This window comes from Chitinibacter sp. GC72 (genome assembly GCF_009760905.1).
Lineage (GTDB): Bacteria > Pseudomonadota > Gammaproteobacteria > Burkholderiales > Chitinibacteraceae > Chitinibacter.
In genome coordinates this window covers 111,001-132,091 of sequence record NZ_VIRW01000008.1, presented here as the reverse complement: position 1 = coordinate 132,091, position 21,091 = coordinate 111,001, and the positions used below count along the sequence as shown (strand labels likewise).

20 protein-coding genes are annotated in these 21,091 nt (G+C 53.2%); 10 read left to right on the top strand and 10 right to left on the bottom strand.

Annotated elements, in window-relative coordinates; genetic code table 11:
- A partial coding sequence (locus tag FLS37_RS09295; RefSeq protein WP_157669610.1) for a hypothetical protein occupies positions 1 to 478 on the top strand: 478 nt, incomplete at its 5' end.
- 233 nt (positions 479 to 711) lie between these two features.
- A complete protein-coding gene (locus FLS37_RS09290; protein WP_198314557.1) occupies positions 712 to 1,659 on the top strand; it encodes a hypothetical protein in 948 nt (315 codons plus the stop codon).
- A gap of 67 nt (positions 1,660 to 1,726) precedes the next feature.
- Here FLS37_RS09290 and guaA read toward each other — a convergent pair whose 3' ends face one another.
- The 3 genes from guaA to FLS37_RS09275 form a co-directional block, all read right to left on the bottom strand.
- A complete protein-coding gene (guaA, locus tag FLS37_RS09285) occupies positions 1,727 to 3,301 on the bottom strand; it encodes a glutamine-hydrolyzing GMP synthase (protein ID WP_157669609.1) in 1,575 nt (524 codons plus the stop codon).
- Between the two features lie 164 nt (positions 3,302 to 3,465).
- Positions 3,466 to 4,929, bottom strand: a complete 1,464-nt coding sequence (gene dacB / locus FLS37_RS09280; protein WP_157669608.1) for a D-alanyl-D-alanine carboxypeptidase/D-alanyl-D-alanine-endopeptidase — start codon at positions 4,927 to 4,929, stop codon at positions 3,466 to 3,468.
- A 25-nt stretch (positions 4,930 to 4,954) separates the two neighbouring features.
- Positions 4,955 to 5,179, bottom strand: a complete 225-nt coding sequence (locus tag FLS37_RS09275) for an oxidoreductase-like domain-containing protein (protein ID WP_157669607.1) — start codon at positions 5,177 to 5,179, stop codon at positions 4,955 to 4,957.
- A gap of 77 nt (positions 5,180 to 5,256) precedes the next feature.
- Here FLS37_RS09275 and dnaX point away from each other — a divergent pair, with 77 nt between their 5' ends.
- From dnaX to recR, 3 genes are all read left to right on the top strand, one after another.
- Complete coding sequence (gene dnaX, locus FLS37_RS09270) at positions 5,257 to 7,128, top strand: DNA polymerase III subunit gamma/tau (RefSeq protein WP_157669606.1); 1,872 nt, start codon at positions 5,257 to 5,259, stop codon at positions 7,126 to 7,128.
- Positions 7,129 to 7,161: 33 nt separating this feature from the next.
- The gene (locus FLS37_RS09265) at positions 7,162 to 7,491 is read left to right on the top strand and encodes a YbaB/EbfC family nucleoid-associated protein (RefSeq protein ID WP_157669605.1); all 330 of its coding nucleotides are present in this window, start codon (positions 7,162 to 7,164) and stop codon (positions 7,489 to 7,491) included.
- Between the two features lie 209 nt (positions 7,492 to 7,700).
- Positions 7,701 to 8,297 (top strand): recombination mediator RecR, encoded by a 597-nt coding sequence (recR, locus tag FLS37_RS09260; RefSeq protein WP_157669604.1) that lies wholly within the window; start codon positions 7,701 to 7,703, stop codon positions 8,295 to 8,297.
- Between the two features lie 38 nt (positions 8,298 to 8,335).
- On the opposite strand, the gene FLS37_RS09255 is transcribed toward recR, so the two are convergent.
- Positions 8,336 to 8,680, bottom strand: a complete 345-nt coding sequence (locus tag FLS37_RS09255) for a YkgJ family cysteine cluster protein (protein WP_157669603.1) — start codon at positions 8,678 to 8,680, stop codon at positions 8,336 to 8,338.
- Positions 8,681 to 8,740: 60 nt separating this feature from the next.
- On the opposite strand from FLS37_RS09255, the gene FLS37_RS09250 reads away from it, so the two are divergent.
- A complete protein-coding gene (locus FLS37_RS09250) occupies positions 8,741 to 9,232 on the top strand; it encodes a GNAT family N-acetyltransferase (protein ID WP_157669602.1) in 492 nt (163 codons plus the stop codon).
- 43 nt (positions 9,233 to 9,275) lie between these two features.
- Here the strand turns inward: FLS37_RS09250 and FLS37_RS09245 are convergent, their stop codons facing one another.
- Positions 9,276 to 9,950: a sulfite exporter TauE/SafE family protein gene (locus FLS37_RS09245; protein WP_157669601.1), complete on the bottom strand. Its 675-nt coding sequence runs from the start codon at positions 9,948 to 9,950 to the stop codon at positions 9,276 to 9,278.
- A 40-nt stretch (positions 9,951 to 9,990) separates the two neighbouring features.
- Positions 9,991 to 11,397 carry an oxygen-independent coproporphyrinogen III oxidase gene (gene hemN, locus FLS37_RS09240; RefSeq protein WP_157669600.1) on the bottom strand — a complete coding sequence of 469 codons (1,407 nt, stop codon included), beginning with the start codon at positions 11,395 to 11,397 and terminating at the stop codon, positions 9,991 to 9,993.
- Positions 11,398 to 11,699: 302 nt separating this feature from the next.
- On the opposite strand from hemN, the gene fnr reads away from it, so the two are divergent.
- Entirely contained in the window at positions 11,700 to 12,446 is a 747-nt protein-coding gene (fnr, locus tag FLS37_RS09235; RefSeq protein WP_232522556.1) for a fumarate/nitrate reduction transcriptional regulator Fnr, read from the top strand.
- Between the two features lie 21 nt (positions 12,447 to 12,467).
- Positions 12,468 to 13,160 carry a hypothetical protein gene (locus FLS37_RS09230; protein WP_157669599.1) on the top strand — a complete coding sequence of 231 codons (693 nt, stop codon included), beginning with the start codon at positions 12,468 to 12,470 and terminating at the stop codon, positions 13,158 to 13,160.
- A 261-nt stretch (positions 13,161 to 13,421) separates the two neighbouring features.
- On the opposite strand, the gene FLS37_RS16900 is transcribed toward FLS37_RS09230, so the two are convergent.
- Complete coding sequence (locus tag FLS37_RS16900; RefSeq protein ID WP_157669598.1) at positions 13,422 to 13,928, bottom strand: PTS glucose transporter subunit IIA; 507 nt, start codon at positions 13,926 to 13,928, stop codon at positions 13,422 to 13,424.
- Between the two features lie 17 nt (positions 13,929 to 13,945).
- Positions 13,946 to 15,436, bottom strand: coding sequence for an N-acetylglucosamine-specific PTS transporter subunit IIBC (nagE, locus tag FLS37_RS09220; RefSeq protein WP_157669597.1), 1,491 nt, complete (start codon positions 15,434 to 15,436; stop codon positions 13,946 to 13,948).
- A gap of 776 nt (positions 15,437 to 16,212) precedes the next feature.
- On the opposite strand from nagE, the gene dapA reads away from it, so the two are divergent.
- Entirely contained in the window at positions 16,213 to 17,088 is an 876-nt protein-coding gene (gene dapA / locus FLS37_RS09215) for a 4-hydroxy-tetrahydrodipicolinate synthase (RefSeq protein ID WP_157669596.1), read from the top strand.
- A 28-nt stretch (positions 17,089 to 17,116) separates the two neighbouring features.
- Positions 17,117 to 18,256, top strand: coding sequence for an outer membrane protein assembly factor BamC (gene bamC, locus FLS37_RS09210; RefSeq protein ID WP_157669595.1), 1,140 nt, complete (start codon positions 17,117 to 17,119; stop codon positions 18,254 to 18,256).
- A gap of 182 nt (positions 18,257 to 18,438) precedes the next feature.
- Here the strand turns inward: bamC and typA are convergent, their stop codons facing one another.
- Positions 18,439 to 20,256 carry a translational GTPase TypA gene (gene typA, locus FLS37_RS09205; RefSeq protein WP_157669594.1) on the bottom strand — a complete coding sequence of 606 codons (1,818 nt, stop codon included), beginning with the start codon at positions 20,254 to 20,256 and terminating at the stop codon, positions 18,439 to 18,441.
- A 222-nt stretch (positions 20,257 to 20,478) separates the two neighbouring features.
- Positions 20,479 to 21,090, bottom strand: a complete 612-nt coding sequence (locus tag FLS37_RS09200) for a CoA pyrophosphatase (RefSeq protein ID WP_157669593.1) — start codon at positions 21,088 to 21,090, stop codon at positions 20,479 to 20,481.
- Position 21,091 lies beyond the last annotated feature (1 nt).

Genomic DNA, 21,091 nt, shown 5'->3' with positions numbered 1-21,091 from the left:
TCGCGAGGTGATTTTCCCCGCTCTGCACGATCTACTCGCTGCTTTTGCTGCGCAGATTGATGCACCTGAATTTACTGCCTTATGGGATGGTGAACTCGATAAGGAGAAACGCCAAGAGGCTGTCGAAGACGGTGAAATTGATTTCACCGCCAGCTTTGGCGCAACAATAAGCCTTGCAGGGGATGGGAATACAATCCCTGTATTTCGTGCGATCACATTGCATCGCAATCGCGATACTGAATCAGCAGGCTGGGCAGGTGAATTACCGTTAGCGCTAAACTTTGATGACAGCCCCGAAATACTCTTCAACAAAATTAAACAACCACCCGTTCAGCAATCAGATACCGCACTCACTGGCCACGCGGTTTGGCATTTTGCAGATTACACATTGCATGTTTTATATAGCAATTTGGATAACCGGCTATTAAGGATCAAACTAATTGCACCCGGTACATGGAAGTGCATGGAAGATGAATAATCTCTAAACGCGGCCAGTTTGCCCTGTAGGCTGCGCTCAGCTTGCGCAGCCCAGCGTTCACCACGAAATATATTGGTATTGCCATGCAGCCATTATTTTAAAATGGCTGCATAGCAATACCCTATACAACCCCTTTCACCAACCCTAATGCACCAAATTTTGAAGAATTTAGAGCGCAGTGGAACGCAAAATATATTGCTGGATTTGTAGTTCATAGCAAGGCTTTTGATGGGTTGAATGGAGATTTTCCAATTGGTTTTCTTGTCTGGAAGACAGATCAGCTTGCTAAGAAGAAATCGCCAATAGTAGAGGTTGCTACTGAAGCTCTTGATAGAAATGCGAAGCCAATCGGTGAGGAAATATTCTACAATCTGCCAAATGAGGTTTTTTTAAATGCTTGGATGGAGAAAAGAAAGAACAACGGTGAGCTTGCACTGCCTTTGTCAAATGCAATTACTGTTTCAAAAAATCCAAGAATAAAAAAATCATGCAATGGAATGAAAGGTTTCTTATTTGCTGGAAATAATGATTTACAAAATGCACGAACCGGAACATTGATTGCCTCTTCTATATATACTGGACGTAATGGCGGGGGTGTTTATTTAGACGATAAAAACCTCTGGCAAGCGGCAATTGTATTTAGTGTGCGCCGTTTGATTAAGCCAACATGGCTCAACGACCGCGATCAATTTCTTCAGCCCAGCCAGCCTTTACCCGATGAATTCAAAAGCGATTGCCTGATCTGGATGTTATTCAATGGCAGCAATCTCACCGCAGGCGCAAACGATCTGGAATGGAACGATAAAAAATGGTCCTTGGTGAATCATTTTATTCCGTTTACCGAAACCGAAGTCGGCGCACCCGATCGATTTGAATCCGACTTTATGGTGCAATATCTGGCCAATATTGCCGGAGGTATAAGCCTGGAGGCCAGGTCTGTACTGGATGCTGGCCGTATACTATGGCCGGCCTATTTTGCGCATACTGACCCGCGCAGCGTGCGCGACGAGTTGAAACTTAATCGCGCCGATGTCGGCTGGTATCAAATCCGCAATGCGCTGAAAAAACGCAATGAAAGCGGCGATACGTTGCCTGTTGATTTTTCTGCCTTTGAAGCGGCCTATAAGGCACTGACTGAAAAACTTCAGCCTCAAGTGTTTGAGCTGGGATTTTTGCGTTAAACGATTTTCGTAACCGTAAAAAAGCCCTGCATCAAAACAGGGCTTTTGCAGATAGAGCTTAAAAACCTCACTCCCACTCAATCGTCGCCGGTGGTTTTCCGCTTACATCGTAAACCACACGATTAATGCCGCGTACTTCGTTGATAATGCGATTGGATACTTTGCCGAGCAAGTCGTACGGTAATTCGGCCCATTTCGCAGTCATAAAGTCGCTGGTGACAACAGCGCGCAGTGCGACGACGTAATCGTAAGTGCGGCCATCGCCCATCACGCCGACTGATTTAACGGGTAGGAAGACAACAAAGGCTTGGCTGGTCAGCTCGTACCAGGTTTTGCCGCTTTTCTCGTCAACCGCAGCGCGCAATTCTTCGATAAAGATCGCGTCGGCGCGTTGCAGTAATTCGCAGTATTGTTGCTTCACTTCGCCCAAAATCCGCACGCCAAGGCCTGGGCCTGGGAATGGGTGGCGATACACCAGTTGCGGCGCCAGACCCAATGCCACGCCTAATTCGCGTACTTCATCTTTGAACAATTCGCGCAGTGGCTCGAGCAGGCTCAATTTCATCGTTTCTGGCAAACCGCCGACATTGTGGTGGCTCTTGATCGCGTGCGCTTTGCCGGTTTTAGCGCCCGCCGACTCGATCACGTCCGGATAAATAGTGCCTTGTGCCAACCATTTGGCGCTAGGCAATTTGGCCGATTCGGCTTGGAATACCTCCACGAACTCGCGGCCGATGATTTTGCGCTTCGCTTCCGGATCGGTTACGCCAGCCAAGTGGCCCATGAACTGCGCAGTCGCATCAACGTGAATCACACGCACGCCCAGATGCTCGGCAAAAGTTTCCATCACTTGCTTGCCTTCGTTCAGACGCAGCAAGCCGTTATCAACAAATACGCAAGTAAGCTGATCGCCAATCGCGCGGTGAATCAGCGCGGCGGCAACGGATGAATCAACGCCGCCCGACAGGCCCAGAATCACTTCGTCGCTACCGACTTGCTCGCGGATTTTGGCGACGGCTTGGTCGATGTAGTTGGGCATGGTCCAGCTTGGCGCTGAGCCGCAAATATCAAGCACGAAATGATTGATCATTTCGCGGCCTTTGATCGTGTGCGTTACTTCTGGGTGATATTGCACGGCGTAGAAATTGCGCGTGGTATCGGCCATCGCCGCGATCGGGCAAGACGCATTGCTGGCGATGACTTCAAAGCCCGCTGGCATTGCGGTGACTTTGTCGCCGTGGCTCATCCACACTTCCAAGCAAACCTTGTCGCCGTGAACACGGTCTGACAGGCCTTTAAACAGTGGATTGTTATTGTTCACTTCGATTTCGGCAAAACCGAATTCGCGCACGGTGCCAGCTTCAACCTTGCCGCCCAAGCTTTGCGCCATCCATTGCATGCCGTAGCAAATGCCCATCACGGGAATGCCCAGCTCAAACAAGGCTGGGTCGGCTTGATAATCAGACTCGTACACCGAGTTTGGGCCGCCGGACAAGATAATGCCCTTGGGGTTAAATTCTTTGATGAAGTCGATCGATACATCGAACGAGTGCAGTTCACAGTAAACATGCGCTTCGCGCACACGACGGGCAATCAGCTGCGTGACCTGTGAGCCGAAATCAAGAATCAGAATCTTATCCATACCGAATATCCCATTGGGTGTGCGAGAAAACGCGGCATTTTACCGCGCTATTGCGACTGAGGCGAGCGGGAACATGCCAGCGGAGAGCGTTCGCCAGAAGCAATAGGGGTATAGCCATGCAGGGCAATATGGAAAAGCGCTATAGAGCTATACACCATAGATGATCAATTCTCAATCAGGCCTTGCACCAGAGCATCCAGCACTGGCAACGCTTTTGCCGCGTCCGGATGATTGACAATGGCAACCAGCGCCCATTGATTGCCGCGACGATCTTTCACATAGCCAGCCGATGCGCGCACATCGCGTAGCGAGCCGGTTTTGATGTGAGCCATTCCGGCCAACGCAGGCGCGCCCAGGCGTTTTTTCATCGTGCCATCAATGCCGACCAGTGGCAGCGAGCTGATGTATTCGGCGGCATACGGGCTACGCCAGGCGCTGGCGAGCAATTGCGCCAGATGTCGGGCGCTAATTTGCTCTTTGCGCGATAAACCGGAGCCGTTTTCCAGCACCAGCTCGGGCCAGTTGAACCCCGCTTCGCGCAGGCCATTGCGAATCACGGTAGCGGCGGCGTCATCCGTCGTCGGCTGCGACTGGCCCAGCTCCGCCCCCAGGGTCAGGTAGAGCTGGCGCGCCATCAGATTATTGCTGTATTTATTGATGTCGCGAATATTGCTCACCATATCGGGCGATTTTGACGTGGCGAGCTTAATGGCATTGGCCGGTGTAATGCCATCCACCGAGCGCCCAGAGCCTTTACCGCCATTCTGATACCAGATCGACCAGAACAATGCTGCGGTGTAGGTACGTGGATTGAGCACCGGCACATAGCGCTCAACTTTGCAGCCAGCCGGCATTTCGCCAACGTACTGCACCAGATATTCCGAGCCATTTTGCCCTGGCCGCTGCTGCACACGGCGCGCCCAGGCCGAGCACTGCCCTTCGCTAGCAATCGCCAATTGGTTACTCACCCGCACAGGGTTCAGCGGCGGCTCGGCGGTAATGCTAACCCGTGCGCCCGTGGAATCGAGCGTGATTTTTTGAGTGCGAAAGTTACTCATCAGGGCGTGCGGTTCAACCATAAAAGCACGCTCGGTATCGCCATCATCGTCATACTCGGCGATGGTATTGCTGCGCTTGAAGTAGGATTCGTCCAGCACCAGATCGCCCTGAATATCTTCCACGCCAGCGGCCTTGAGATCGCGCACCAGAAGCCACATCCGCTCCTGCGTCAGTTTGGGGTCGCCCTTGCCCTGAAGATACAAATCCGTAGCGAGCACACCGTTAGTTGGCTTGGCCGTGCTCAGCAGATCGGTGTTCCATTGCCAGGCTGGACCAAGCAGATGCAGACCAGCCCAAGTGGTGAGCAGTTTCATGGTGGATGCCGGATTGCGCGGCACATCAGCCAGATGATCGTAAGCTTGCAACTGACGCGAAGCGGCTTTTTTTGCGGCAGCGGGCTGCCCGGCCTGCGTCTCGTGCAGAGGAATCATCGCAACGCTGATCGCGTCAGCCGAAATACCCGCAGCCTGCAAGCTTTGCACCACTTTGGCGGGCAATTGCGCCTGCGCCAGCGCGCAGGAAAAAAACAGCCCGCCCAACACAGGCCAATGAATGCGTAACAGTTTCATAAGTGCACTTTCCCTGACTCAGAAATTATTGCTTGGCGGCTTGGCGCGCCTTCCACGCCATATGCGCCACCCGGTATTCGTTCATCTGCTCGGCATAATCGTCAAATATGCACGGCGCACAACCACTGGTGCAGCAGGCCTCTAGCGGTGGCTCAATCGGCGCTTGCGGCTCGGGGTCTGCCTGCACAGCTGTAGCAATGTGTTGTCCCTCGCTCACGATTGCAGCACTGGATCGCTGTTTTTCATCCATCTTTTATCACCTAAATTTGTCTACCCATGTGGACGCAATTCAACTCAGAGCAATTGCGAATCTGATAGAATCGCGCCATGGCCTATCAAGTTCTCGCGCGCAAATGGCGCCCTAAAACATTCGCCCAACTCGTTGGGCAAGAGCATGTGATTAAAGCATTGGCAAATGCGTTTGCCAGCGAACGTCTTCACCATGCTTACCTGCTCACTGGCACTCGCGGCGTGGGTAAAACCACCATCGCGCGAATTATGGCCAAAGCGCTCAATTGCGAAACCGGCATTACAGCCGAACCGTGCGGTGTTTGCTCGGCGTGTACGCAAATTGATGCGGGTCGCTTTGTCGATCTGCTCGAGATCGATGCCGCGTCCAACACCGGTATTGATAATATTCGCGAAGTCCTCGACAACGCGCAATATTCACCCACCGCTGGCCGGTTCAAAGTGTACATCATCGACGAGGTACACATGCTGTCCAAATCAGCATTCAATGCGATGCTGAAAACTTTGGAAGAGCCGCCGAGCCACGTCAAATTTATCTTGGCAACGACCGATCCGCAAAAAGTGCCAATTACGGTGCTCAGCCGTTGCCTGCAGTTTTCCTTACGCCAGATGACGCCGCAGCAAGTCACTGGCCACCTGCATAAAGTGCTCGCAGCCGAAGAAATTGTCTTCGAGCCACTGGCGCTCAATCTGCTTGGCCACGCGGCCAATGGCTCGATGCGCGATGCGCTCTCTTTGCTCGATCAGGCGATTGCCCATGGCGCGGGTCAAGTCGAAGAAGCGGGCGTGCGCGCGATGCTCGGCGCGGTGGATCAAAGCTATTTATTCGATTTACTCGACGCGCTCGCCGCGCACGATGGCCCGCGTTTGCTGCAAACGGCGGATGCGATTGCGTCTCGGGGTTTGTCGTACGAGGCCGCTTTGCACGAGTTGGCGAATGTTTTGCATCAAGTCGCGCTCACGCAAGCCGTACCGAATGCTTTGGCCGATGATTTGCCGCAGCGCGGACAAATCTTGGCTGCTGCGCAAGCGCTTAGCGCAGAAGACACGCAACTGTATTACCAAATTGCGCTGCACGGCCGCCGCGATTTACCGCTTGCGCCCGATGAATATGCTGGCTTTACGATGACCCTGTTGCGGATGCTGGCCTTTGCGCCAGCGAAACCGGAGCAAATAAGTGGAAATGTCTCGCCGGCCAAGCCAGCGCAAATAAGCGAAAAGGCCTCTCCAGCACAGACAACTGCGAGCGCCGCACCAAGCCCAGCTGCGCCAACGAACAACGTCAGCACTTCAACTCAAAGCGCCCCTGTTCAATCAGGAGCAACGGCGCTGGGAAAGCCTGAACAGGCTACGCAGACGATACCAGCTCGCGAGCCGATTCAAGCTGCCACGCCCAAAACAGAATCAGCGCCGACTTACGATGATTTAGAGCCGCCACCGTGGCACAGCGAGGCGGCGGAGGCAATTTATCAGGCGAGTGAACCTGCGCCTCAGTCTGTTGCAGAGCCTGCAGCATCAGTGATTGAATCAACGCCTAGCGCGTCACCAGTCCGTGAAAATAAGCCCGCCGAGTCATTCAATGGCGACTGGCGTGGCCTTGTGGTTCAGCTCAAACTCGGCGCAGCGGGTATGCTGGCGCAGAATGCAGAACTATTGGGCTACAGCGATATACATTTCGATTTGCAAGTCGCCGAAGAGCATCGTGCGGTGGCTACGCGCGATTATCAGGATAAATTGCGCAGTGCCTTATCCGAGCATTTTGGCCGCGACATCACGGTCAACGTCAATATTGGCGCGATTGCCGGTGAAACACCTGCGATTATGTTGGTGCGCGAAAATGCCGCCCGACAAGAAGTCGCGGTGGCGGCGATTCAAAATGATCCATTCATTCAAACCTTGGTATGCGATATGGGCGGCACCATCGACGCCGCGTCGATCAAGCCCTTGTAAGCGACCACTCATTTACTTTAAAGAGGAAGCACTATGTTCAATAAAGGCGGTTTGGGCGGCTTGATGAAGCAAGCTCAGCAAATGCAAGAAAACATGAAAAAAGCCCAGGATGAGCTGGCCAATGTAGAAGTAGAAGGCCAATCGGGTGCTGGCATGGTGAAAATCACGATGACCTGCGCCAATGTGGTGAAACGCGTGGCGATTGACGACAGCTTGCTGAGCGATGACAAAGACATGCTGGAAGATCTGATCGCAGCCGCATTTAACGATGCGCTGCGCAAAGCGGAAAGCACGAGCCAAGAGAAAATGGGGGCACTGACAGCGGGTCTACCGTTGCCACCTGGCATGAAGCTGCCCTTCTAAAATTTTAGCTTGGCTGGCGGCTGCGCCTGCTCGGATTGCCGCCGTTCGCTACTCGCAATCCTCATGTACTTGAGTACATTCCGGTTGCTGCGTTGCGTGCGACGACAATCCGCTTTGGCTCGCTCATCCGCCAAACTCAAATTTGCTCAATACCCTATGTGGTATCAATCTGCAGATCAATTCCGAATCACCCTCCAAGGCAATACCCCATGAGCACGCCACGTTCGCTGAATAATCTGATCGAAGCCTTGCGCGTTTTGCCCGGCGTTGGCCCCAAATCAGCGACGCGGATGGCGTTTCATTTGGTGCAGCGCGATCAGGATGGCGCGGGCCGCTTGGCGCAATCCTTGGTTGAGGCGCTAGGCACACTCAAGCATTGCCGCCATTGCAATACCTTCACCGAAGCCGACGTGTGCGATATTTGCTCGGATGAGCAGCGCAATCACGCCCTGCTGTGCGTCGTCGAAATGCCCACCGACTTGATGTCGATCGAACACACGCGCAGTTTTGAAGGGCTGTACTTTGTGCTCATGGGCCGCCTCTCGCCACTCGATGGCATTGGCCCCAAAGACATCGCGCTCAATCAACTGCTGCAACGTGCTAGCGATGGCAATGTTGAAGAAGTCGTGCTGGCGACCAATTTCACGACTGAGGGCGAAGCCACGGCGCATTATCTGGCCGAAATGCTGCGCGCACGCGGCTTGAAAGTCAGCCGCATTGCCCGTGGCCTGCCGGTTGGCGGCGAGCTCGAACACGTCGACCCGGGCACGCTGGCGCAAGCACTGATCGAGCGGCGCGGCCTCTAACTTCTTAGGTCGAACTTCCGACCAGCATTCTTCTGCCATTACTCGCCCGCAATCTGCAACGGCGGCAAACCGTGACGCGCGCGGGCGCGATTACAGGCCTCGCTGAACACGCCGATTTCAGCCAACGCACCAAATTCGCGACATGGCGACGGGCGTTCGCGGTAAATACCACACGAAACCTGCTGGCCAATGGTGCCCACCAGCGCGAGACAACGCGGCTGGGCATAATCGGTGCCGCGCAGGCGCGCGGTGTAGGCCGTTTCCATATCGGCCAGACCATCAGGCACCAGCCCGCCCTCGCTGCATAATTCGGAGCGATCAAAGGAAACACGAAACGCGGCGCAGCACGCACCACAGCTCATACAGGGGTTTTCCAGGCTCATGTGCTCACCTTTGCAGTAAAATATCGGGCGAATTCAATCCAAAACACAGAGTCCGGTCAAGTGTCATCTCCGCTGATCCGCAACATCACCCCTACCGATCTACCGCACATACTGCGCATCCAGTCGGCCTGCTACCCTGCCAACTTGCTAGAAGATGCCGCAACCTTTGCCGCCAAATTGCAGTTTGCCCCCCATTGCAACTGGCTGATTGCACTGCATGAGCAGCCGCTGGGTTATCTGTTCACGCATCCGTGGGCGGGCGATACACCGCCAGCGCTCAATCGCGGTGACGCAGCCTGGCCTGCGCAAGCGGATCGTTTTTATTTGCACGACCTGGCGATTGATCCGGCTGGGCGCGGCCTGCAGCTAGGCCTTACGCTCGCCCAGCACGCGCTGGATTGGGCCAAAGCGGCAGGTTTTCCGCTCGCAATGCTGGTGGCCGTGGATCAAGCCGACACATTCTGGCGCAAGCTGGGCTTTACTGCTACTGCGGCACAGGACGCTAGGCTGGCGCAATATGGCAATGCGGTGTTAATGCAGAAAACGCTTTAGCCCCAATACCAACACGGGTATGCACATGTAAAGCAGCACGAATCTAATGTACCGACATATACCCCATAAGTAGCACCAGTTGATGCACCGCCAGCGCCATCACCAGCAGGCCGCAAGATCGACGAAACCAGATTTTTTTCAGCAAGGTTTGCAGCTTGTGCGCCATCAAGCCCATCAGCAAGAGATTGGGTAAAGTACCCAGACCAAAGGCCAGCATCACGCCCGCGCCGTGCAAGGGCTGAGCGCTGGCCAGCGCCGACAGGCTGGCGGTATAGACCAGACCACAGGGTATCCAGCCCCAGAGCAGACCAATCAATGGCGTCTGCCAGATACTCCTGATGGGTAATAGCTTGCGCAAGAGCGGCTGAATCCGCCGCCACAGCGGCTGGCCCAGCGCTTCAATCCGCGTTAGCACCCTGCTCCAGCCCGCAATATATAAACCGAGGATAAACAGCAGCACATTGGCGGCAAAAAACAGCCCGACTTTAACGCTTTGCAAGGCCGCCAGCGTGGCAAAGCTGGCCAGAGCGCCCAATAAAGCACCAATCAGCGCATATCCGGCCAGGCGTCCCAGATTAAAACCCAGCAGATAAGGCCAGCGCGCACCAGCGGGCAGCTGCAGGCTGAATGCGGTCACAATGCCGCCGCACATACCAGCACAATGGCCGCCACCGAGCAAACCAGCCAGAAACAGCGCCAGCAAATTGATTTCAAGCATGAAGACATCCGCGCCGCCGTAGCGACGCGCCAGAGGAGAATCAGATCAGCCGAGAATACCTTGCCTGCGTGGTTTTTGTCCGCAGATACTGGTCGAAAATCATCGCAATCGAACGAATCAGCATCCGGCCCTTGGCGGTGACAAACAGGCCGTCGGCCTCGATGGTCAGCAAACCATCCGCCACCAGCGGCTGCAGCAACGCCAGCTCCTGGGCAAAATAATCAAAAAAATCGATCATATAGCTGACTTCAATCGCCTGATAATACAGCTCGAACTGGCACATCAGCGCCTGAATCACGGCGCGGCGAATCACATCATCTCGATTCATCTGCAAGCCGCGCACCACCGGAAACTCGCCTGCATCGAGCTTGGCGTAATACTCATCCAGCGTTTTGACATTTTGATGGTAATTGGCACCGACCTTGCCAATGGACGACACGCCAAAGGCCAGCAAATCGCAGTCGGCGTGCGTTGAATAGCCCTGAAAATTGCGCTGCAGCCGTCCTCGGCGCTGCGCGACGGCCAGATCATCATTAGGCAGTGCAAAATGATCCATGCCGATCAGCACGTAGCCAGCATCCAGTAGCTGGCTGATCGAGTTTTGCAGAATATCGAGTTTGACTTCTGCTGCGGGTAAATCGGCCTCATTAATCCGGCGTTGCGGCATAAAACGCTCGGGCAGATGCGCATAGTTGTAGAGCGCGATGCGATCCGGACGCAAGCTAAGCACCCGGATAATTGTTTCGGCCACGGTGGCAGCGGTTTGCTTGGGCAAGCCATAAATCAGATCGACACTAACCGATTTAAAGCCGTGCATGCGCGCGGCTTCGATGACCGAGCGGGTTTCTTCCTCGCTCTGGATCCGGTTCACGGCCTCTTGCACCGCCGGGTTAAAGTCCTGAATACCGACGCTCATGCGGTTAAAGCCCAGCCCTGCCAGCGTGCGGATCATTGATTCGCCCACTTTACGCGGGTCGATTTCGATTGAATACTCGCCGCCCGGTAGCAAATCAAAATGCGTTCTGACCACCCCGATCAGCCGGGCAAGTTGCGCTTCGGACAAAAAAGTTGGCGTACCGCCGCCAAAATGCAGCTGGCTAACCCTGGAGCGCTGCGGCAACTGGGCTGCATTCATCTCGATTTCGCGGCTGAGGTAGTCGATATAGACATCGGCTTTGCTCGTGTCTTTTGTAATGATCTTGTTACAGCCGCAGTAGTAACATACGGTATTGCAGAAAGGGATGTGAAAATAAAGAGACAGTGGACTCAGCAAAGCACCAGGCAGACGCTGCTGCAGAATCTGTGCATACTGCTCATGGCTAACCACTTCAGCAAAGCGGTCTGCCGTGGGGTAAGAGGTATAACGCGGGCCTTTGCCATCGTAGCGAACAATCAGCTCGCGATCGAATTCAACCCCACCGAGACCCTGTGTTAATTCCTTGCCCATTGTGTATTCCGCCTTGATTGTTGCGCTGTCTGATCTGGCCATCCTGGGTTTGCAATGCACAGCGTACACCGATGACTGAGCCGCCAAGGCGAACTCGTCGCGCAAAATGCGCCTGTGATGTTATTTACCCAAATCACGCGCACGCAAGAGCAAACCCAAGCTAGCTGGCGCAGCTTAAAAGCTAGTACAATGATTGGGCTTGATCCATATCAAGTTCCTTGCACTGACAGTGGGGTATCTACCTCTTCGGAGAGGTACAATACTTACCCTGCCTGTTTTAACTATCATCTTGTGAGAGTCCCATGATTTCCCCGATCCAAGTTCGCGACATGTCACCACGCCATCTGCGCAATTCATGCACCAACTGCAGCTTGCGTGAACTCTGTCTGCCTTTGGGGTTGTCACCGGAGGAAATGCAGGAGCTCGATGGCATTATCACGCAGGCACGACCAATCAAACGAGGCGAGGCGCTGTACCGCGCTGGTGAGCCATTCCGCTCGCTCTACGCCATCCGTCTGGGGTTTTTCAAAGCCAGCGTGATTTCGGAAGATGGCCGCGAGCAAGTCACCGGCTTTCATATGTCGGGCGAACTGATGGGCATGGATGCGATCAGCACGGATGTGCATACTTGCGACGCCATTGCGCTGGAAGACAGTGAAGTATGCGAGCTGCCATTTAACGATATTGAAGAACTGTCACGCGAAATCCCGCTGCTGCAACGTCACTTCCATAAAGTAATGAGCCGCGAAATCGTTCGCGATCATGGCGTGATGCTCTTGCTGGGCAATATGAAAGCCGAAGAGCGTCTGGCGGCATTTTTGTTGAATTTGTCACAGCGCTTTGCCATTCGTGGCTATTCGTCCAGCAGCTTCCATCTGCGCATGACCCGCGAAGAAATCGGCAGCTATCTGGGCCTGAAGCTGGAAACGGTGAGCCGCACCTTGTCCAAATTCCAGGACCAGGGCTTTATCAAGGTGCAAAACCGCCTGATCGAGCTGGAAAACATTGATAGCCTGAAAAAACTACTCAATACCTGCCACGACGAGTAATTTACCCAAAGGGGTATATTGATGCACACTCATCTAGTAGCCCCTTCTCAGCTTATACCCCTGATCTCGGCGCGGCTTGCCTTTCACCCGCCAGCGCACAGCTACAGCCTGCACCCACTCAGTAGCCAGCTACAAGGCATCGCCAGCGATGCGCAGGTTTTAATAGTGCAGGCACCTGATGAGCAATATGTGCATCGCCTGCAGGCCAGCTACCCCGATCTGCTCGATTTGTTGCTCGTCCCTTCCCCGATTGCCCCGAGCCACGGCTTTATCACGCTGGCTAGCGGCAGCAATGCACAGCTGGCCCGGGCGAGCAGCCTGATCGACCATCTGGCGCCCATCCACAATGGCTGGCTGCATATTGGCCCGCTGGGTTCATGCGGATACATCAACCAGCTCTGGCATGCACTGCTCACCCCGCGAGGCACGCCACCATTTCTGGATTGGACACTGCAATCAGGCGTAAACACGCAGAGCAAGGCGCTGGATCACACCCGCATACAGGCCGACCTGATTGCCCAGCTGGCCTCGCTGATGGCTCAGCAGCAACTACAGATCCAGACCATGGCCAGTATTTCTCGCCGTTTTCTGGCCGACTATCCTGAAGAAGCATTCATCCCCCACCACCCGCAAACCAGCAATTTGTTTGGCGTTTTTGCAGCAAGCAATCAGGCGCCAGCTGAGCAGCTGGCACGCTTGCTGGCGCAATACTGAGCCCCTTTACCAGCATCAATCACCACGCAATAAAAACGCCACCCGAAGGTGGCGTTTCAGGCTACTGACAAAGTAGAACATCACCATTGCCAAGTCACGGCAAAGCCGTGCCTGAGAAATCGAGGCTTGAAACTGCAGCCTGTATGTTTTATCCCCACCCCTCCCGTCCCCTCCTTTAGGGGAACCTCGCGACGCGAGTGGCGTTTATCGTCAAATAAAAACGCCACCCGAAGGTGGCGTTTTTATTAGCGCGAAAGCGCTTTATTTCTTTTTGATGGTATAGAGCGGCGTCTGACCGGCAATCACCGAACCTGAAGCCAGATTCAGCAAAGGCGCAAAGTCATCGGCATTGCTCAGCACCACCGGACTGATCACCGATTTGGCATTGGCACCCAAAAATTCAAGATCCAATTCCAGAACGGGCTGACCCGCTTTTACAAAGCTGCCCTGCTCGGCCAGACGTGTAAAGCCCTGACCGCCCAGTTTCACCGTTTCAATACCAATATGCACAATCAGCTCGACACCTGCATCATTCACCAAGGCAAAAGCATGGTTGGTATTGAAAATTTTCACCAACTGTCCATCGCATGGCGCAAGCACCGTGTTGCCGGTTGGCAAGATGGCGACGCCATCACCCACTGCTTTACTGGCAAATGCAGCGTCTGGCACATTTTCCAGCGCGACAATTTCACCAGTGATTGGCGAGAGCAACACCAACTCGTCTGAAGCAGAGGCGACTGAAACAGAGGCCTTAGGCGCCGCGCTCACTTGCGGCGCAGCCTCAACTACTTTTTTGCAGCAACCCCAACGTTGGCACGCAACTGATCGGCGATCAGCTCGGCTTTAGGTCCAACGATGATTTGTACGCTTTGTTTATTGAGCTTGATGACACCACTCGCACCAAGGCGTTTTGCAGCTGCTTCGTCAACCAGATCAGCATCGTTCACTGACAAGCGCAGACGGGTGATACACGCATCGATATTGGTAATGTTTGCAGCACCGCCCACCACACTCACGTAAGCAGCACCTAATTGCGCCACATCACCGGCTGCAGCAGATACTGCAGGCGCAGCAGCAGCTTCGCCAGCCACTTCATCTTCACGACCTGGTGTTTTCAGATTCAGAGCGGTAATTGCGGCGCGGAATACGAAGTAGTAAATCGCGAAGAACACCAAACCTTGTACGATCAGCATGTACCATTTAACTGCCAATGGGTTTTGTGACGACAAGAACATATCGATGAAACCGCCAGAGAAGGCAAAACCTGAGATCCATTGCATTTGTGCAGCAAGGAATACCGAAACACCGGTCAGGAATGCGTGCAACACAAACAACAGTGGTGCAACAAACATGAACGAGAATTCCAGCGGCTCAGTTACACCCGTTACGAATGACGTAACCGCTGCAGCACCCATGATAGAAGCAACTGCTGCTTTATTCGCAGGTTTTGCAGTGTGGTAGATCGCCAAAGCAGCACCTGGCAAACCAAACATCATCACAGGGAAGAAGCCTGCTTGGTACATACCGGTAACACCAGCAACGGCTTTACCTTCTGCCAAAGATTTAGCGCCACCCAAGAAGTTAGGAATGTCGTTAATGCCTGCAACGTCAAACCAGAACACTGAGTTCAGCGCGTGGTGCAGACCCACTGGGATCAACAAACGGTTAAAGAAGGCGTAGATACCAGCGCCCACTGAGCCCAGATCTTTAATTGCCAGACCGAAGTTCACCAAAGCGTTGTAAATTACCGGCCAAACCGCCATCAGAATGAACGAGACAACAATCATCACCACCGAAGTCACAATCGGCACGCAGCGGCGACCACTAAAGAACGCCAATGCTTTGTGCAACTCGACCTGACTAAACTTGTTGTAGACCTCGCCCGCAATCACGCCGGCCAGAATACCTACAAAGGCATTTTCAATTTTGCCAAATGCTTTTGGCACGTCTTCAGGTTTGATGCCTTCGATTTGCGCCACAGCGCCCGGAGAGAGCAATGTCGTCACAACCAGGTAACCGACCAGACCTGCCAAAGCAGCCGCACCGTCTTTATCCTTTGACATACCATAGGCAACACCCACGGCAAACAGGATAGGCATTTTGTCGATAATTGCCGCACCTGCTTTGACCAGGAATGCAGCCAATTGGCTGTTCGATCCCCAGCCTGCAGGGTCGAGCCAGTAGCCAACGCCCAGCATAATTGCCGCAGCAGGCAAGACGGCGACTGGCACCATCAGCGAGCGGCCGATTTTTTGTAGATAACCCAGAATATTCATCTTGTTCACCTTTAAATGACGCTAAGATTTTTATAAATCAGCCAGGGTCTGTTGGCATTTGGTTTGCCGTCGCGCTGGCGCGAGTTTTTCGATGAGGCAAGGCGTAGATCGCGCCGCATAGTCATTCTATGCCAGCGGTCTACAACGCGGCAGCATCGAAAAAATCGCCTAGCCCGGAGGGTTTGGCTGCTTTTGGCCTGATGCGGCGTTACAAAGCGCTCACTTAGAATGACTAAGTAGCGCACTTCGTGCCTTGCCTCAGGCCAAAATCAGCACAAACGCGATCTGCAAACCAAACGTCAACAGACCCTAGACTGACATTTTATTACAACTCCAACCCCTGAGTTCCCAAGCTATAACCTAGGGACTCTAACTGGTATGGCGATTATTAACTGTCAACACAATATTAGGCAATGTTTAACTACCGACATGTGCGGGACAGAAAACAGATCACCTTGAACACAATAAGCAGATTCATCAGCTCTGTTGGCGCCAAGCTTTGCAAGAGGCAAACCCGGATCCAACAAACCTCATGAATATGTACTTATGGCAAGGATGGCATACCCAGCTCAGACATGATCTTGAGATCGCTCAATAATTACAATGCAGCGCCCAGCTTCTTAATAATTTGCAACATTTCTTTACATTCAAACCAAGACCACAGCGCAAATCGGCTACGCCCTGCCATGAAAAGGCAAAAAGTGTTCTTTTCTGCTGTTTCAAGCCGCTATCGCTTCGGTTAGAATGGTTTCTTTTTGTGATTGGTTCTCCTACTCATGCTCACAGGTAGCCTTGTCGCGCTCGTCACCCCTATGGATGTGAACGGCGAAATTGATTTTCCCACTTTACGCAAACTGGTTGATTGGCATATTGAGCAAGGCACCAACGGCATTGTCGCTGTTGGCACAACGGGCGAATCGCCCACGGTAGATGTAGAAGAACATATTGCGATTGTTCGCACCGTAGTCGAGCAAGCAGCAGGTCGTGTGCCGGTGATTGCAGGTACAGGTGCTAATTCGACACGTGAAGCAATTCACCTGTCCAATCAGGCGCTGGCAGTCGGTGCTAATTACGGCCTGAGCGTTGTACCTTATTACAACAAACCTACGCAGAATGGCCTTTATCAGCATTTCAAAACAATCGCTGAAAACACCGCCCTGCCTACGTTGCTCTACAATGTTCCTGGCCGTACGGCGTGCGACTTGAGCAATGACACCGCCTTGCAGTTGGCGCAACTGCCCAACATTGTTGGCATCAAGGATGCCACCGGGAATCTGGAACGCGCAGCCGAGCTGATCAAAAAAGCCCCGGCCGACTTTGCCATTTATAGCGGCGACGATGCTTCTACCCTGCCCTTTATTCTGATCGGCGGCCATGGCACGATTTCGGTCACTGCCAATGTTGCGCCCAAGGCCATGAGCCAGATGTGTGCCGCTGCAGCGGCAGGCAAGATCGAAGAAGCCAAAACAATCAATGATAAATTGCAAGGCCTGCACCGCCATCTGTTTATCGAAGCCAACCCGATCCCGGTGAAATGGGCGCTGGAAACCATGGGAAAAATCCCGGCCGGAATCCGCCTCCCCTTAACCCGCCTGAGCGATCAGGCACAAAGTATTTTGCAAGCGGCCATGAAAGATGCCGGTATTCATTAATCAGTTCAGCTTTTTTGGAATCAACCGAATGCACGCAACCAAATTGAAGCAGTTAACCCTTGCAGCGGCGGTCATTACCCTGTGTTCCGCATGCTCAACCGATGGCTCACTGGGCTTGACCAGCAAGGTGGATTACCGCAGTGGCAGCGACAATATCAATAGCAATACACTTGAAGTTCCGCCTGATCTGACCGCAGTTAGCGGCACATCAAGTTACAACTCACCCAACACGGCCAAAGCTGCAGAAGCAATTCAATCTCTGCGCAAGCAATCGGGCAATACCGTGCTTCCTCAGTACACGAATGCCCGGATTGTGACGCAGGATGGCATCCGATTTATTGAAGCTGATGTCACGCCTGATCAGGCTTGGGATAATGTGAAAGATTTCTGGTTATCAAACGGCTTTATTCTGACCACCGAAAATCCGACCATTGGCATCATGGAAACCGACTGGCTGCAAAATCGGGCCGATTTACCCACCGATGCAATCACCAAATTATTCCGCAAGATTGCAGATCAATTTGTATCGACCGACACACTGGACAGATACCGGGCTCGAATCGAACGAAGCAGCAAACCCAATGCGGTTAACATTTACATTACCCACCGTGGGATGACTGAAGTTTACAAGGAAGGTCAAGCAACCACCCAGCAATGGAATGGCACAGTCTGGACCCCAAGCGCGCCAAAGCCGGAACTGGAAGCGGAAATCATGGGCTTGATGCTACAATCTTTTGGGGTTAGCAAGCAAGCTAGCCAAGATGCCATCAAACCAGCAGAAACTCTGCCTGCGCGCGCTAACCTGCTAGCCAGCCAGCAAATCGAAATTCTGGATGGTTATGACCGCGCATGGCGTCGCGTTGGCCTGGCATTTGACCGGATTGGTTACAATATTCAGGATCGCAACCGCAGCACCGGGGTGTATACCGTGCAACGTGCCGCCAGCGATATTGATAAAGAAAGCGAAACCAGCTACTTCAGCTCACTGGCCTTCTGGAAAAAATCGGATGCTACCGATGCGGCCAGCAAATCACTGGGCCAGACTTTTGAAGTCAAGCTGACCGAGCAAGGCGGCAAAACGCTGCTGACGCTATCAAGCAAGGAAGGCGCCATCAATCCGGATGTACAAAAGAAAATCCTGAACGATTTGTTGCTACAGCTGAAATAAACACGAAATAAACCCGACGCCAATACACTCCAAGGGGGTATTGCTTCACACACATTGTGCAGCTTACCCCCTTTCTGTATACCCCATCAAAAATAGCAGACAATAAAAAAGCCAATCACCGCAGTGATTGGCTTTTTTCATCGCTCATGCCTGGCCAGCAATGCGCTGGCAAATCGCAAATCTTAGTTCGATGAGGCTTTGTAATTGCGTTTACGCTCGTTTTCAGTCAGGAAGCGTTTGCGGATACGTACTGATTTTGGCGTGATTTCAACCAATTCATCATCAGCAATAAACTCAACCGCTGATTCCAGCGTCAATTTCACTGGCGGCGTCAAACGAACCGCTTCATCCGTACCTGAGGCACGAACGTTGGTCAGCTGCTTACCTTTGATCGGGTTAACAACTAGGTCGTTATCACGGCTGTGAATACCGATCACCATGCCTTCGTACAGTTTGTCGCCTGGGCTCACAAACATACGACCACGGTCATCCAATTTCCACAATGCATAAGCCACTGCTTCGCCGTTATCTTGAGAAATCAACACGCCATTGTGACGACCTGGCATATCGGCTTTGGCCGGTGCGTAGTCATCAAATACATGGCTCATCAAGCCAGTACCGCGAGTCAGCGTCATAAAGTCGCCTTGGAAACCAATCAGACCACGTGCTGGAACATGATATTCCAGACGAGTACGGCCTTGACCATCCGACACCATATTGGTCAATTCGCCACGGCGACGACCGATTTCTTCCATCACGCCACCTTGGTGCTCATCTTCCAGGTCGATGGTCAGGTTTTCATACGGCTCGCATTTCACGCCATTGATGTCTTTGTAAACAACGCGTGGTTTCGCCACGGCCATTTCAAAGCCTTCACGGCGCATGTTCTCCAGCAGAATCGTCAGGTGCAACTCACCACGACCTGAAACACGGAATACGTCGGTGTCATCGGTGTCTTCAACGCGCAAAGCTACGTTCACCAACAATTCTTTATTCAGACGGTCACGGATCTGGCGGCTAGTTACAAACTTGCCTTCAGTACCAGCGAGTGGTGAGGTGTTCACCATAAAGTCCATCGTCAGCGTTGGTTCATCGACGCCCAATACTGGCAGGCCAACTGGCGCGTCTTTATCACAGATCGTTACGCCAATACCGATTTCGTCCAGACCGGAAATAATGATGATGTCGCCCGCTTCAGCCTGTTCAACCGGAATACGCTCCAGACCTTTAAAGCCCAGTACCTGATTGATACGACCCGAAGAAACTTGTTCGTCATGGTTCATCACCACAACTTGCTGGCCTGGCTTGATACGGCCATTAATCACTTTACCTACACCCAGACGACCCGTGAACGTAGAGTAATCCAGCGCAGAGATTTGCAATTGCAGCGGCGCATCAGCATCGCCCGGTGGGCTAGGCACAGCCGATACCAGCAAATCGAGCAATGGACGCATATTGTCCGATTCTTCTTCCAGATTCAGCTTGGCAAAGCCATTGAGGCCGGAAGCGTAAATCATCTGGAAATCGAGCTGGTCGTCAGTGGCGCCCAGCTTGTCGAACAAATCGAATACTTGATCGTGTACCCAGTCAGGACGCGCGCCCGGACGGTCGATCTTATTAATCACCACGATCGGTTTCAGACCCAAAGCCAGTGCTTTTTTCGTCACGAAACGCGTTTGCGGCATTGGGCCTTCAACTGCATCCACCAGCAGCAATACGCCGTCAACCATGCCCAATACGCGCTCAACTTCACCACCGAAGTCCGCGTGACCCGGAGTGTCTACGATGTTGATGTGCGTGCCGTTGTATTCGATGGCCGTGTTTTTGGCCAGAATGGTAATGCCGCGTTCTTTTTCAAGATCGTTGCTGTCCATAACGCGCTCAGCGACTTGCTGATTGGCGCGGAAAGTACCGGCTTGTTGGAGAAGTTGGTCAACTAGAGTGGTTTTGCCATGATCGACGTGGGCGATAATGGCGACGTTACGAAGTGCACGGGTCATGTTTGGACTGTGGGCTATTTGCGAAAGTCGCGGATTGTATCACGCCTAAGTGACAATTCAGAGTTTCAGTCAAGCAAGGCCATGAATAAATCGCAGAAACATTGACACTTAAATGACTAACGGTCATTGGCGGGCCGCAAATACCGCGGATAGCGACAATGGCCCTGAGCAAGAATAGGGTCAATCGAGCAGAAGTTGCCATTGCACTAGCTCGATTCACAATCAGGTTCTATCGACAGGTATACCTTCCAAACCCAATACGATAGAGAGCTGTAGCAACATACCTGCAGTAGCACCCCAGACTGTACGGCCAGCATAATCCAGAAAATGCGTCTTGCCGCGCACGCCATGCCGCTCAACCCAGCGACGTTCGTAACGCGAGGGATCGAGCACCACCGAGAGCGGCAACTCGAACACATCGGCCACTTCGTTGGCATCAGGATCAAGCGGATAGCCCGGCCGGATAGTGGCCAGCACGGGTGTTACGCAGTAACCGCTGATGGTGTGGTATTCGCCCAGACGCTGCAAAGGCTGGATCCAGTCAGGCGGAATGCCCACTTCCTCCTGTGTTTCACGCAAAGCGGCGGCGATGGCATCAGCGTCGTCCGCCTCAATCGCGCCACCAGGAAAGCTAACCTGCCCGGCGTGCGTGCTGAGATGATCAGCTCTTTGGGTAAACAATACATTGACCTGATCGGCGTGCATCACCAAGCCAATCAGTACCGACGCCTGCCGCCTGGCACTGGCGGCGAAGTCAGCCGCCGCAGGGTAATCGCGCCCCGCCAGGCGTTGCTGCAGCCAAGAAATCAGCTCGTTGGGGTTTTCGGGCAGCATG

What these genes read in the sequence shown, in the direction of transcription:
- guaA (WP_157669609.1), bottom strand. Translation starts at nt 3,301, where the DNA reads ATGGATAAGATTCTGATTCTTGATTTCGGCTCACAGGTCACGCAGCTG.
- dacB (WP_157669608.1), bottom strand. Translation starts at nt 4,929, where the DNA reads ATGAAACTGTTACGCATTCATTGGCCTGTGTTGGGCGGGCTGTTTTTT.
- FLS37_RS09275 (WP_157669607.1), bottom strand. Translation starts at nt 5,179, where the DNA reads ATGGATGAAAAACAGCGATCCAGTGCTGCAATCGTGAGCGAGGGACAA.
- dnaX (WP_157669606.1), top strand. Translation starts at nt 5,257, where the DNA reads ATGGCCTATCAAGTTCTCGCGCGCAAATGGCGCCCTAAAACATTCGCC.
- FLS37_RS09265 (WP_157669605.1), top strand. Translation starts at nt 7,162, where the DNA reads ATGTTCAATAAAGGCGGTTTGGGCGGCTTGATGAAGCAAGCTCAGCAA.
- recR (WP_157669604.1), top strand. Translation starts at nt 7,701, where the DNA reads ATGAGCACGCCACGTTCGCTGAATAATCTGATCGAAGCCTTGCGCGTT.
- FLS37_RS09255 (WP_157669603.1), bottom strand. Translation starts at nt 8,680, where the DNA reads ATGAGCCTGGAAAACCCCTGTATGAGCTGTGGTGCGTGCTGCGCCGCG.
- FLS37_RS09245 (WP_157669601.1), bottom strand. Translation starts at nt 9,950, where the DNA reads ATGCTTGAAATCAATTTGCTGGCGCTGTTTCTGGCTGGTTTGCTCGGT.
- hemN (WP_157669600.1), bottom strand. Translation starts at nt 11,397, where the DNA reads ATGGGCAAGGAATTAACACAGGGTCTCGGTGGGGTTGAATTCGATCGC.
- fnr (WP_232522556.1), top strand. Translation starts at nt 11,700, where the DNA reads ATGATTTCCCCGATCCAAGTTCGCGACATGTCACCACGCCATCTGCGC.
- FLS37_RS09230 (WP_157669599.1), top strand. Translation starts at nt 12,468, where the DNA reads ATGCACACTCATCTAGTAGCCCCTTCTCAGCTTATACCCCTGATCTCG.
- nagE (WP_157669597.1), bottom strand. Translation starts at nt 15,436, where the DNA reads ATGAATATTCTGGGTTATCTACAAAAAATCGGCCGCTCGCTGATGGTG.
- dapA (WP_157669596.1), top strand. Translation starts at nt 16,213, where the DNA reads ATGCTCACAGGTAGCCTTGTCGCGCTCGTCACCCCTATGGATGTGAAC.
- bamC (WP_157669595.1), top strand. Translation starts at nt 17,117, where the DNA reads ATGCACGCAACCAAATTGAAGCAGTTAACCCTTGCAGCGGCGGTCATT.
- typA (WP_157669594.1), bottom strand. Translation starts at nt 20,256, where the DNA reads ATGACCCGTGCACTTCGTAACGTCGCCATTATCGCCCACGTCGATCAT.
- FLS37_RS09200 (WP_157669593.1), bottom strand. Translation starts at nt 21,090, where the DNA reads ATGCTGCCCGAAAACCCCAACGAGCTGATTTCTTGGCTGCAGCAACGC.